Genomic DNA, 12,724 nt, shown 5'->3' on the forward strand with positions numbered 1-12,724 from the left:
ATGCTCTGTTTTAATGCATTGAACCTTATTGCACAGTGCCGGCATCCTTATTGCAATTGCATGAGCAGAGCATAGCGGCGGCGTCGGACTCAACCAGGCATTGAGGCGCGCCCCGTTAAACGGGGGGTAGGTGCATGGCTTTGTTTCCAAAGCGTGGTGGCTTTGCCATCAAACACGCATTCGCGGTTTCGGGTTCCGATATCGACGCTGCCGATACCTACTTGGCAGAGGTATCCCAGCAAGCAGCGCTTGGCCAAGCGCTGCTTGACATCATCTCGCCTTGTGCGCTCCGTGCGGCGCAAACGTGGACTTTGTTCAAACTGGGGCCGGCGCCACGAGTGCCATAAGCGTCGGGCTCGGCTCACCGTCACCGGTCAGTGATTGCCGGACGGTTGATAGTCCTCCTCGGCGCCACCGCGCTGGTGGATTTTCCGCCGATACCGGCGGCGCATGCTCAGTTCGTCATAGACAAGAACGGCCCGGATGCTCCGGACAGGGGACCTGGTGGTTTTGACGCAGATGGCGATAATGGCGATCCCGGCGGATCGATTACAAATGCGACCCCTGGAGCCGTAAACAACGCTCCGCAGATAAACGTCAACGCATCTGGATTCGTCGGTACGGCGAATGGCGGCGATGGCGGTGATGGCGGCGAGGGCCTGGCTGGAACGCCCTTCGAAACCAATGGCGGTGAGGGCGGCAATGGCGCTGTTGGCGGATCCGTCGATATTCTCAACAACGCTACGATTTTGACCACAGGCACTGGCCATCACGGCTTCGTTGCTTCGGCGGTCGGCGGGGATGGCGGCAGCGGCGGCGGCGCGCTTCCCGCGATCGTGAACCTCGGCGGTGACGCCGGAAGCGGCAACACCGGCGGCAGCGCCAACGCCGTTGCGTCTGGCACCAGCGACATCACGACGACGGGCGACTTCTCCTACGGCATCTTTTCCAACGCCAGCGGCGGCAATGGCGGCCAGGGCGGGGACAACATCGTCAGTCTTGGCGTCGATGCCGGTGATGGTGGCGATGGCGCCTCGGGGGGCACCGCATCGGCAAGCAACGCCGGCAAGGTGGAAACATCGGGATTCGCCTCCTACGGCATGCTGGTACGATCGGCAGGCGGTGTGGGTGGCAATGGCGCTGATGGCGTCGGCGTGGTCAGCGGCGGCGGCAATGGCGGCGGCGCAACTTTGGGCGGAAATGCTACGGGCAGCAACTCGGGCAGCATCATCACGCATGGCGATTTCGCCAGCGGCATGGCCGTGCAATCGGTCGGCGGCGGCGGTGGCGGCGGCGGCGACGCCTTCGGCCTGTTCGGCGGCGGTGGCACCGGCGGCGCGGGCAATGATGGCGCCAATGCAACCGGTAGCAACACCGGGACCATCACCACCAACGGTCTCGGCGCTATTGGCATGCTGGTCGAATCGGTCGGCGGCGGCGGCGGTGATGGCGGCGGGGCAGCCGGCATCGTGTCGATCGGCGGCTCGGCCGGCGGCGGCGGCAAAGGCGGTACCGTCACCGCCAATGTCGGCGGGATGATAACAACCGGCGCTGACGGCAGCGGCGATGGCGCGCATGGCGTTCTGGCTCAGTCGGTCGGTGGTGGTGGCGGCAATGGCGGCTTTGCCCTGTCGGTCGCCCCGGCAGTCGCTGTCGCGATCGGCGGCGGCGGCGGAACCGGCGGCAATGCCGGAGCCGTCAACGTCAACCAGGCCGCGACCGGTCCGACGGTCGACACCAACGGTCGTTCGGCCATTGGCATCCTCGCACAGTCTGTGGGAGGCGGCGGCGGCAATGGCGGGGGCGCCTTTGCGCTTGGCGGCATCGTGTCCGTTTCTGTCGGCGGCTGCGGCAGCGCGGCGGGCAACGGAGACGAGGTCACCTACAACATCGCAAACGCCAAGGTCACGACGCGCGGCACCGATTCCATCGGCATCCTCGCCCAGTCGGTGGGCGGCGGCGGCGGCAATGGCGGCTTCGCTCTCGGTGGCGCGGGTCTCGTGGCTGTCGGCGTGGGCGGTTCGGCTGGCTCAGGCGGCTTCGCCAGGAAAGTCGACGTCACCACCGGCGGCTTCGTCGAGACCATGCAGGACAGGTCGGGAGGCATTGTCGCCCAGTCGCTTGGCGGCGGTGGCGGCAATGGCGGCTTTGTCGTGGAAGGCGCGCTCTTCGGCGCTAGCGTCGGTATCGGAGGCAAAGGCAGCGGCGGCGGCGATGGCGGCGACGTGTTCTTCCGCACCGCCAATGGCGGACAGCAATCGATCACCACGCACGGCACCGACTCGATCGGCCTGGTGGTGCAATCCGTCGGTGGCGGTGGCGGCAATGGCGGCTTCGTCGGCACGTTTGGCGCGATCGCCAATCTGGGCATCGGTGGTGGCGGCGGCGCGGCAGGCGCGGGCAAGACAGTCGATGCGACCTATAATGGTTCGGTCGAAACCTTCAAGGAAAGGTCGGCCGGTATCATCGTGCAATCGATCGGCGGCGGCGGCGGCAATGGCGGCGGCGTCATCGGTGTCGGCCTTGGCCTGACCGTCGGCATCGGCGGCAGTGGCGCCGGCGGCGGCGCCGCGGGCAAGGTCGCCTACAACTCCACGACGACCACCATCACCACCCATGGAGCCGACTCGGCCGGCCTGATCGTTCAATCGATCGGCGGCGGCGGCGGCAATGGCGGCTTTTCTTTCAACGGCGCTATCGCCGCGACCATCGGCATCGGCGGCAAAGGCGGAGCGGCCGGCGAGGCCGAGACGGTCAGGGCCACAATTGGCGCGGCTTGATCCATACGATCGGCGATCGCTCGACGGGCATTGTCGCACAATCCATTGGCGGTGGCGGCGGCACTGGCGGCGGCTCCGCAGGGCTGAACCTGGGCCTCGGCATCGGGATCGGTGGCAAGGGCGCCGGCGGTGGCGGCGGCAAGACCGTCGATGTCATCAACGGCGCCATCGTGCAGACCGAAGGCGTCCAGTCGCACGGAATCATGGCGCAGTCGGTCGGCGGCGGCGGTGGCTCCGGTGGCTTTGCGGTGACGGTTGGCGGGCCTTCCTTCTCGATTGGCGGCAACGGCAGTTCCGGCGGCGGCAGCCAGAAAGTCTATGTCGAAAATACGGGCAGGATCACCACTGACAGGGACCTTTCGATCGGCATCTTCGCGCAGTCGGTCGGTGGTTCAGGTGGTGATGGAGGCCTGGCGGGCGCCGGTGGCGCCTTTGCCGCTGTCGCTGTCGGTGGCCAGGGCGGCGCTGGCGGGGCGGGTGGCCAGGTCGAGGTCAAGAACACCGCAAACATAATCACCAAGGGCGCGCTCGCGCACGGCATCCTGACGCAATCGGTCGGCGGCGGCGGCGGCAATGGCGGCAGCGCCGGCGCGGTCGGTGTCTTCGGTGCGGCTGGCGTCGCGATCGGCGGCGGCGGCGGCGACGCGAACCTGAGCGATCAGGTCACCGTCACGCACAAGGGTGACATCCATGTCGCAGGCGCGGGCGCCAAAGCCATCCTGGCGCAATCGGTCGGCGGCAGCGGCGGCAATGGCGGCAATGCCTATTCCGGAGCCTTCAGCGCGGGTTTCTACGCATCGGCAGCGGTCGGCGTTTCGGTTGGAGGCGAGGGCGGCGATGGCGGCCCTGGCGGCAAGGTTACGGTCAGGGCGGACGGCAACATCATCGCCGACACCGACGCGGTCGGTTCGGGCGGCATCGTGGCACAGTCGATTGGCGGCGGCGGCGGCAATGGCGGCCGTGCGGCCACGATGGCCGGCTCGGTCAGCAACGGCGTCAATGTCAGCCTCGGCGTTACTGTCGGCGGCTGGGGCGGCGACGGTGGCCGCAGCGACCTGGTGATCGTCGATACCGGCCTCAGCGGCGGCGGCAGCATCGTCACCAAGGGTTACCAAGCTGGCGGCATTCTTGCCCAGTCGGTTGCCGGCAGCGGCGGCAATGGCGGCGATTCCTGGGCTGCGGCTGGCGGCTATGGCGTCAATGTCAGCGTCAACGCCACGGTGAGCATCGGCGGCGGCGGCGGCGACGGCAATGTCAGCGACGATGTGCTCGTCCACAATGCCATGGCGGTGCAGACGGATGGCGACATGAGCGCGGCGATCCTTGCGCAGTCGATCGGCGGCGGCGGCGGCAATGGCGGCTCGACCAACGGTGCGACCGCCGATCTGGGCGGCGGCCAAGGCGTCAACGTTGCGGCCAATGTGACCGTCGGAGGCGGGGGCGGCACCGGCAATATCTCCGGCGCGGTCGACGTGATCAACACCGGTAATTTGACGACCAAGGGCGATTTCTCCTCGGGCATCGTCGCGCAATCGCTGGGCGGCGGCGGCGGCATGGGCGGATCGAGCAACGCCAAGGCGTTCCATCTTGGTGGCACCAGCGAGACGAGTGTCACCGTCAATGTCGGCATTGGCGGTTCGGGCGGCTCCGGCAACGATGCGGCGTTGTTCCGCCTGGATGACGGCAACAACGTCATCGGCGCAGGTGTGCATGTCGACAATTCCGGAGTAATCCGGACGCAGGGCTTCAACTCCATCGGTATCCTGGCGATGTCGGTCGGCGGCGGCGGTGGCGGCGGCGGCGCGGCGATCGGCCTCGCCGCGGGTGGCGCCGGCAATGGCGGCACGGTCTCTGTAACCAACCGGAGCCTGATCGTGACCGACGGCGCCGATTCGTATGGTATCAGCGCCAACTCGATCGGCGGCGGTGGTGGTGTCGGCGGCTCGGCGACATCGGGCGTATTGGGTAAATATGCGATCGGTGGCGCGCTTGGCGGGGCAGGCGGCGGCGGTGGCAGCGCTTTCCAGGTCGACGTCTTCAATCTCGCCACGGCCGGCATCTGGACCCAGCAGGAGCGTTCCATCGGCATCTTCGCACAGTCGGTGGGCGGAGGCGGTGGCGCCGGTGGCGCCGGCGAAAGCACCGGTCATACCGATGAATCGGAAGTCAGTGTCAACCTGTCACCGGGCGGGTCCGGCAACGTTGGCGGTAATGGCGGCAAGGTCAATGTCGAAAACAGCGGCTGGATCCAGACCGAAAAGGCCTATTCGCACGGCATACTGGCGCAGTCGATCGGCGGCAGCGGCGGCGTCGGCGGCGCTTCGGGCACCTCGGCCAAGGACTCCAATGTGGCCATAACCTTGAGCCTCGGCGGCGCCGGCGGCACCGGCGGCAAGAGCGGCGAAACCGTTCATGTAACCAATTTCGGGTCGGGCGAGATCCTGACCAAGGGCGACAATTCGCACGGCATCTTCGCGCAATCGGTGGGCGGTGGCGGTGGCGCGGCCGGCGCCGGCTCGACCGAGACAGGCAGCGCGGAAACGTCGGTGACGCTGGCGATTGGCGGGCTGGGCGGTGGGGGCAGCAGCGGTGGCGACGTAATCGTCGACAATCATGGCAAGATCACCACGCTCGGCTATCTTTCGCACGGCATTTTCGCGCAATCGGTAGGCGGTGGCGGCGGTGCTTCGGGTGCCGCGGCCAACGCTTCGGAGGCCGACATGACGATCGGCGGCGCGATTTCTCTGCCGAGCGGCGACGGCTCCAATGGCGGCCATGTCACGGTCAACAATGACGGCATCATCGAAACCTGGAAGGATGGGGCGCTCGGCATCTTCGCCCAGTCCGTCGGCGGCGGCGGCGGTTATGGCGGCGTGGTATCGGCCGACACGGCGGGAGATGATTCGGTCGCGCTGCAGCTTGGCGGCTTTGGCGGCAATGGCGGCAATGGTGGCAAGGTCGATGTCACGGTTTCCGGCACCATCATCACCCATGGCGAGCGCGCGCACGGCGTGGTCGCGCAATCGGTCGGCGGCGGTGGCGGCTATGGCGGCGACGCCAAGGGCAAGAGCTCGAATGCGTTGGCCATTGGCGGTCTCGGCGGCAATGGCGGCGATGGCGGGGATGTTACCGTCATCCGCACCGGCATGATCACGACGACGGGCAAGGATTCCATCGCTATCATCGCGCAGTCGGTCGGTGGCGGCGGCGGCATCGGTGGTGCCGGTTTCGGCCGCTTTGGCGCTGACGACGACGGCGGCGGGCCAAACGCCATCGGCTTCAACACGCCTGGCGGCACTAAGGGCACCGGCGGCAAGGTGACCATCATCCAGTCCGGCGCCATTGAGACCGATGGCGACCGTGGCCACGGCATCGTTGCCCAAGCGGTGGGCGGTGGCGGAGGCGCCGGCGGCATGGATTCGCTGGCCATGGGCCAGTCGGCGGCCGGCTCGCAAGGCGGTATCGGCGACGCCGCGGCGTCGGCCGCAAGCACGGACAGCCAAGTCTGGGTCAAGGGCGCAAGTTCGTATGCGATGTTCGGCCAGAGCGCCACTGGCGCCGGCAATGCCCATGCGGTCGATTTGACGGCAGGCGACAGCCTCTTCGCGCAAGGTGCCGATTCTGTGGCTGTCTATGGCGAGAGCACGGCCAAGGGCGCCAAGGGCAACATCACCATCAACCTGAATGGCCAGTACACGATTGGCGGTGCCGGAACCGGCGTGGCGGCGATGCTTGTCGGCGGTGCCGACAACAATCTGATCAATCACAGCCTGCTCTATGCGATGGGCGCAACGCCGAGCTTCACCATCCAGGCATCGCAATTCCAGGCATTTCAGGCCTTCCTGTTGGCTCCCGGTCCCGTCGTGCCGACGAATGCGATCCTGGAATCGCTTCTGGACGATTTCAGTCCACTGGCTATCACCGGCACATCGGGCGATGACCATGTGGAGAATTCGAAGATTGCCGACACGCTCGGACGGGTGATCGGCAACATGGATCTCGGCGGCGGCACGAACAGCTTCCACAATATCGCCGACGCCTCGATGGTCGGCCTCAAGACCATCGATCTCGGCGGCGGCAAGTTCACCAATGACGGGCTGTTTACCAACCAGGGCATCGGCGTCGTGGCCAAAGTGGATGTCACCGGCGGCTTCACCCAGATATTCTCCGGCGACTTCGTCACCGACGTCGATCTCAACAACCAGATCACGGATGCCCTTGCACTAACGGTGGCTGGCGACTTCGATGGCGAGGCGCCGTTGAACTTCCTGTCGATCGACAAATTGTTCGCCGAATATGTGCTGGCCACCGGATCGGCGATGACCGATTCCGGCATCACGCCGACGACGCTGCATCCGGCGGTCGGCTTCAATTTCCTGACCAAGGTGGTCGGCGGAACGGATCTGGTTCTCTATGCCGACAATCCGACTTTCCTGGAGTTGGCACAGGATCCTAACTCCGGCACGACCGATCCCGGCGTCTTCCAGATGGCGCAGTATCTCGACGATGTCGAGGCTTCATCGAGCCCAGACAATCCGATGGCGCTGTTGATCAACATGCTGCGCTTCCTGCCCGATGAAATGGAGCTCGGCGCGGCCCTGACGCGGCTGACGCCGCACTATGCCGTGCACACATTCGAGATGATCAACCGCTCCACGGACATCATGCTGGAGGCGGCGCGCGAATGCACCGGCGTTCCCGCCTACAAGGATCCCGACGGACGCTGTGTCTGGGCGTCGATCAGTCCGCAAGCCGAGTACAGCCGCGACGCGGGGGGGCGGAACCACCAGCCGCGACGACGTGTTGAAGACGATGTCGCTTGGCGGTCTTGGCGAGGTCAGTCAGCACTGGTCGCTTGGCGCAACCATAGGCCGGACCGAATTCGATTCGAAGATCGATTTCAACGGCGAGCTTCTGTCGGCGACGACAGGCGAATCCTGGCAGGCGTACGCGCTGGCGAAATATGCCGACAAGAACTATTTCATCGACTTTGCACTCGGCGGCGGCACCGGCTCCTTCAAGGGCGAGCGCGATACGCATCTCGATCAGGTGGCCTTCATTCCGGGCGAAACGCTGATCGGCGATTATCTGCCGGAGGCATTGCTGCCTGGCATCGGCAACAGTGTCACCTACACACAGAAAACCGCCCAGTTCGGCGGTTCGGCGCGGCTCGGCATAACGCAGGAGATGGGTGCTTTCTACCTGCAGCCGACCCTGCAGTTCGACGCGCGCTGGCTGCGTGTTTCCGGCAAGGAAGCGGGCTCGGTTGCCGCCTTCAACTTCGACGGCAGCGCCAACATGTATTATTCGGCGACGCCGGCTTTCGAGATCGGTACCGACCTTGCACTCAGCGACATTGCCAGCCTTCGCGTCTATGGCAAGGCTGGCGTGGAGTTTTCCGACAAGGAGTGGGAAATCGAAGGTCGCTTCGCGGCGGCGGAGAATCTGCCTGGCAACCCCGCATTGCACTTGACGGAGACCGTCGATTCGCCGCTCTATCGGGTCGGCGCCGGCCTTGAGCTGAATGGCGTCAATGGCGTCGGCATGTCCGTCAGATATAATGGCGCCTTCGGCGAAACGGTTAAACAGAACGCGATCAGCGCGTCTCTCAAGGTCAGTTTCTAGCTGGCCCGAGGCGGAGCCGGGCGGGAGGGATCTTGATGAGGAAGTACGCGTATTTCGTGGCGATGCTGGGTGTTGCCTGCACCGTGGGCGTGGCCGCCGTGGCGGCGCAAACCAAGAGCGACAAGGCGGTCGCGGCACCCGCTGCCGCGGATGCGCCGCAGTTGCCCGGCGGCGCGTCGGCACTGTCTGAAACCCACGGCGACTGGACGGTCAATTGCCAGATATCGGGCACGGCCAAGACCTGCAGCCTGTCGCATCAGCAATTCAACAAGCAAAGCAATCAGCGGCTGCTGGCGATCGAGCTGGTGAGCAAGACCGGCGAGGATGCCACGGGCACGCTTGCGTTGCCGTTCGGCCTGGCGCTGGCCAAGGGGGTCAGCCTGACCATCGACGATCAGAAGCTGGACGGCAGCCTGGCGTTCAACACCTGCCAGGTCGTCGGCTGTCTGGTGCCGGTGGTGTTCGATGCGACTGTCACGCCACTGCTGAAATCAGGCACCACACTGAAGATCGACGCTTTCGCGGCAGACACCGGACAAGCGGTGAGCTTCTCCATTCCGCTCAACGGCTTCGCCGGCGCGCTTGCCCGGACCGCCGAGCTTTTGACCAATTGATGTAGGCCGCAGGACTTAAAGCGCGCCGCCTGAATGCCATCTCGCGGCAGGGCGGTGCGTCACTGCAGCAGAACGTCTTTCAGCTCAAACGACGATCGTTTTAAGCCTTTCGGCGATCAGGGCGGCGAGCCGCGCCGCCACATCATCCTTGCTCATCTCCGGCCATTCCTCGACGCCAGCCTTTGACACGATCCGCACCCGGTTGCGATCGCCGCCCATCACGCCCGAAGAACCGACGCCGCTTCCCTGCGACACGTCGTTGGCGACGATGAGATCGGCGCCTTTTTTCTTGAGTTTGGCCTCGGCGTTGCGCAGGAGATCCTGCGTCTCGGCGGCGAAGCCGATAACCAGGCCGGGTCGCTGGCTGTGATGGCCGACGCTGGCGAGAATGTCGGGATTCTCGACCATGCGCAGCACCGGCGGCCCTTCGCCGGCGACCTTCTTGATCTTCTCACCGGCTGAATTCTCGGTTCGCCAGTCGGCCACGGCGGCGACGAACACCGCCGCGTCTGCGGGCAGGAGCTGTTCCACCGCGTCGCGCATCTCTTGCGCACGTTCGACATGGATGGTCTTCACGCCAGCCGGATCGACGATGCCGACAGGGCCGGAGACGAGGTGCACATCGGCGCCGAGCCTGGCCAGTGCTGCCGCGATGGCATGGCCCTGCTTGCCGGACGAACGGTTGGCGATGTAGCGCACCGGGTCGATCGGCTCATGCGTCGGGCCGGAGGTGACGATGATCTTGCGCCCCGACAGCGACTTCGGGCCGACGTCGAGCAGTGCCTCGATGGCGGCGACGATCTCCAGCGGCTCGGCCATGCGGCCTTCGCCGGCTTCATTGCTTTCGGCCATCTCACCCCTGGCCGGACCGACGAAGGTGACGCGGTCCTTCTGCAGCGTCGCGCGATTGCGGCGGGTGGCCGGATGCGCCCACATTCTGGTGTTCATGGCCGGCGCCATCAACACCGGCTTGTCCGTGGCGATGAGCACCGTGGAGGCCAGATCGTTGGCGTGGCCGTTTGCGAGCTTGGCCATCAGGTCGGCGGTGGCGGGCGCCACCACCAGCAGATCGGCCTCGCGCGACAGCCTGATGTGGCCGACATCGTGCTCGTCCTGGCGGTCGAACAGTTCGGTAAAGACATGGTCGGCGGAGAGCGCGCCGGCCGACAGCGTGGTGATGAATTCCTGTGCCGCCGATGTCATGATCACCCGCACCGCCGCACCACGCTCGCGCAGCCGGCGGATCAGATCGAGCGCCTTGTAGGCGGCGATGCCGCCGCCAATGATGAGCAGGATGCGCTTGCCGGAGAGGCTCATGCCTGAGACCAGTTCCTGTCCAGTGTCATGCCGGCTTCAGCGCCGGTTCGATATCGGTATGGATGAAATCATTACCCTTGAAAAGCAGCGGCAGGTTTCGCGTCTTGGCCAAGGCGTAAGCGAAACAGTCGCCCATGTTGAGATCAGCACGATGATGAGATCCACGGCCATAGAGAGAGTAGGCAAGCCGTGCGACTTCAAGCTGCGCTAAATCAAAAGGAACTACCGTCAACTCGAGAAGATCGATTAGCAGTTTGAGTTCGTTGACGTTAACGCCATCACTCGACCGGCTCGCGACACAATGCGCCTCCAGCAGCGTCGCTGCGCTTACCAGTGCAACAGATGAGGTACCGAAAACGTCGACGAATGCAGCGGCATCCGGCTCCGCGCCAAGGATTGCGATCAACGCCGAGGTATCGACCGCGACTGTCACAGAAGTCCCTCGTCCCACATATGGTCAGTAATCGCTTTGAGATCAAAAGGGCGTTCCAGCTTCCGCCCGAGCGCCAAGATTTCGTCACGGGAAGCCTTCAGTCGCCACGCCCCATTCTCAAGCCTGGTTTTTGGGATTGCCGCCTCACGCAAGGCATCCCGCACTTCCTGCTCCATCGAAACGCCGCGCGCGGCGGCGCGCTCGCGGAGCACCTGCTTCACGTTGTCGTCAAGGTTGCGGACTGTTATCGTGCTCATGGTCTTGCTCCATGCCGCTTAATATAGGCAACAAGCAGCGTGCATGCAATGACAGCATTGCTGTCATTGCATGCACTCAGATGATCTTCCAGGCGATATAGACGAGCGTCAGCGCGATGACCCACAGTGCCCAGCGGCCGGAGCGGCTGTAGCGCGCCTCGGCCTTGCCAATGGCGTGGGCGGTGGTTTCGTCGAAGCGCAGGCCGTGCTCCGCCATCAGGTCGATCTCGCGCGACAGCCGGTCGGTGCGCGCCGCAAGCTCGGGAATCTGGCGGGCCAGCGTGAGCAGCGCCCTGGCGCCGTCACGCGCATCGATCATCATGCCACGCGGCCCAAGATTGCCTGATATCCAGTCGCCGACCACCGGCTCGGCCGTCTTCCACATGTTGAAGGCCGGGTCGAGCGTGCGCGCCACGCCCTCGACCACCACCATGGTCTTCTGCAACAGGATCAATTCGGGCCGCGTCGCCATGTCGAAGAGTTCGGTGACCTCGAACAGCAGCGTCAGAAGCTTGGCCATCGAGATGGTCTCGGCCGGCTGGCCATGGATCGGCTCGCCGATGGCCCGGATCGCCTGCGCGAAGGCTGCAACATTGTGCTGGCGCGGCACATAGCCGGCCTCGAAATGGACCTCGGCGACACGCAGATAGTCGCGCGTGATGAAGCCATAGAGAATTTCGGCGAGGAAGCGGCGCTCCTTCTTGCCGAGCCTGCCGGCAATGCCGAGATCGACGGCAACGATGGTGCCGTTTGCCTCGACGAACAAATTGCCCGGATGCATGTCGGCATGGAAGAACCCGTCGCGCAGCGTGTGGCGCAGGAACGACTGGATGAGGTTTGCTGCGATCGCCTTCAGTTCATGGCCGGCGGCCTCCAGGCCGGCAATGTCGTTCATCTTGACACCGTCGACCCATTCCATGGTCAAGACGTCGCGGCCGGTGCGCTCCCAGTCGACGGACGGCACGCGAAAGCCGGAGTCATCCCTGGTGCTTTCGCCGAGCTCCGAGAGAGCCGCCGCCTCGAGGCGAAGATCCATCTCGATCTTGGTGGTCTGTGCCAGCGTCTGGGTGACCTCGACCGGCCGCAGCCGGCGTGACGAGGGGATGTATTTCTCTTGCAGGCGAGCGGCGAGGAAATAGCTTTCGAGATCCTGGAAGAAACGGCGGCGCACGCCGGGCCGGATCACCTTGACCGCCACCTTGGTGGCAATGCCGTCATGGAGAGCGTCGGCGGCATGGACCTGGGCGATGGAGGCGGCGGCGACCGGGTCGCCGAATTGCGTATAGAGATCGCCGACCTTGCGCCCGAGCGAAGCCTCGACCGCCGCGATGGCCTCGGCCCTGGGGAAGGTGTGCATCTTGTCCTGCAACGTGGCGAGATCGAGCGCCATGTCGTTGCCGACGACGTCGGGCCGTGTCGCCAGGAACTGGCCGAGCTTTACATAAGATGGACCGAGTCGGACGACCGCCTTGGCCAGCCGGTCGCTGCGCTCATAGGCCAGCGCGCGGCGGCGGGTGAACAGCCGCGCCATCCGCCAGCCGAACTTCGGCAGGCCGGACAGCTCCTCACCCGGCAAGGCGGCGACGACACCCTCGCGGACCAGCACCCAGCCGGCCCTTACGAGCCGGAATCCTGCACTGACATTGCTCATGGCAGCGCCAATCCTGCCGGCTCTTTGAACCGGCATAGCACGCGTCG

General features: G+C 65.2%; 8 protein-coding genes. 3 read left to right on the top strand and 5 right to left on the bottom strand.

Features of this window, described 5'->3' with window-relative positions:
- Nucleotides 1–374 precede the first annotated feature (374 nt).
- Nucleotides 375–770 (bottom strand): hypothetical protein, encoded by a 396-nt coding sequence (locus NKJ11_RS13410; protein WP_352610213.1) that lies wholly within the window; start codon nucleotides 768–770, stop codon nucleotides 375–377.
- Between NKJ11_RS13410 and NKJ11_RS13415 the strand changes: the two genes are divergently transcribed.
- The 3 genes from NKJ11_RS13415 to NKJ11_RS13425 all read left to right on the top strand — a co-directional run bounded on the left by NKJ11_RS13415 (nucleotide 750) and on the right by NKJ11_RS13425 (nucleotide 9,019).
- Nucleotides 750–2,780: a hypothetical protein gene (locus NKJ11_RS13415; protein ID WP_352610216.1), complete on the top strand. Its 2,031-nt coding sequence runs from the start codon at nucleotides 750–752 to the stop codon at nucleotides 2,778–2,780. The genes NKJ11_RS13410 and NKJ11_RS13415 overlap by 21 nt on opposite strands.
- On the top strand, nucleotides 2,777–8,299 hold the full coding sequence (locus NKJ11_RS13420) for a beta strand repeat-containing protein (RefSeq protein ID WP_352793494.1): 5,523 nt from the start codon (nucleotides 2,777–2,779) through the stop codon (nucleotides 8,297–8,299). Before NKJ11_RS13415 ends, NKJ11_RS13420 begins: the two co-directional genes overlap by 4 nt.
- A gap of 141 nt (nucleotides 8,300–8,440) precedes the next feature.
- Nucleotides 8,441–9,019 (top strand): invasion associated locus B family protein, encoded by a 579-nt coding sequence (locus NKJ11_RS13425; protein WP_352610222.1) that lies wholly within the window; start codon nucleotides 8,441–8,443, stop codon nucleotides 9,017–9,019.
- 84 nt (nucleotides 9,020–9,103) lie between these two features.
- On the opposite strand, the gene coaBC is transcribed toward NKJ11_RS13425, so the two are convergent.
- The 4 genes from coaBC to ubiB form a co-directional block, all read right to left on the bottom strand.
- Nucleotides 9,104–10,336, bottom strand: coding sequence for a bifunctional phosphopantothenoylcysteine decarboxylase/phosphopantothenate--cysteine ligase CoaBC (coaBC, locus tag NKJ11_RS13430; RefSeq protein ID WP_352610225.1), 1,233 nt, complete (start codon nucleotides 10,334–10,336; stop codon nucleotides 9,104–9,106).
- Nucleotides 10,337–10,361: 25 nt separating this feature from the next.
- Nucleotides 10,362–10,769, bottom strand: coding sequence for a type II toxin-antitoxin system VapC family toxin (locus NKJ11_RS13435; protein WP_127290735.1), 408 nt, complete (start codon nucleotides 10,767–10,769; stop codon nucleotides 10,362–10,364).
- Nucleotides 10,766–11,026, bottom strand: coding sequence for a FitA-like ribbon-helix-helix domain-containing protein (locus tag NKJ11_RS13440; RefSeq protein ID WP_023812567.1), 261 nt, complete (start codon nucleotides 11,024–11,026; stop codon nucleotides 10,766–10,768). The genes NKJ11_RS13435 and NKJ11_RS13440 overlap by 4 nt, the downstream gene beginning before the upstream one ends.
- Before the next feature lie 76 nt (nucleotides 11,027–11,102).
- Complete coding sequence (ubiB, locus tag NKJ11_RS13445) at nucleotides 11,103–12,677, bottom strand: 2-polyprenylphenol 6-hydroxylase (RefSeq protein WP_128303194.1); 1,575 nt, start codon at nucleotides 12,675–12,677, stop codon at nucleotides 11,103–11,105.
- Nucleotides 12,678–12,724: the final 47 nt, after the last annotated feature.

This window comes from Mesorhizobium sp. M0243 (genome assembly GCF_040321775.1).
Taxonomy (GTDB): Bacteria; Pseudomonadota; Alphaproteobacteria; order Rhizobiales; family Rhizobiaceae; genus Mesorhizobium.

Coding starts and splice junctions, on each gene's coding strand:
- NKJ11_RS13410 (WP_352610213.1), bottom strand. CDS start 770: ATGGCCAGTGCCTGTGGTCAAAATCGTAGCGTTGTTGAGAATATCGAC.
- NKJ11_RS13425 (WP_352610222.1), top strand. CDS start 8,441: ATGAGGAAGTACGCGTATTTCGTGGCGATGCTGGGTGTTGCCTGCACC.
- coaBC (WP_352610225.1), bottom strand. CDS start 10,336: ATGAGCCTCTCCGGCAAGCGCATCCTGCTCATCATTGGCGGCGGCATC.
- NKJ11_RS13440 (WP_023812567.1), bottom strand. CDS start 11,026: ATGAGCACGATAACAGTCCGCAACCTTGACGACAACGTGAAGCAGGTG.
- ubiB (WP_128303194.1), bottom strand. CDS start 12,677: ATGAGCAATGTCAGTGCAGGATTCCGGCTCGTAAGGGCCGGCTGGGTG.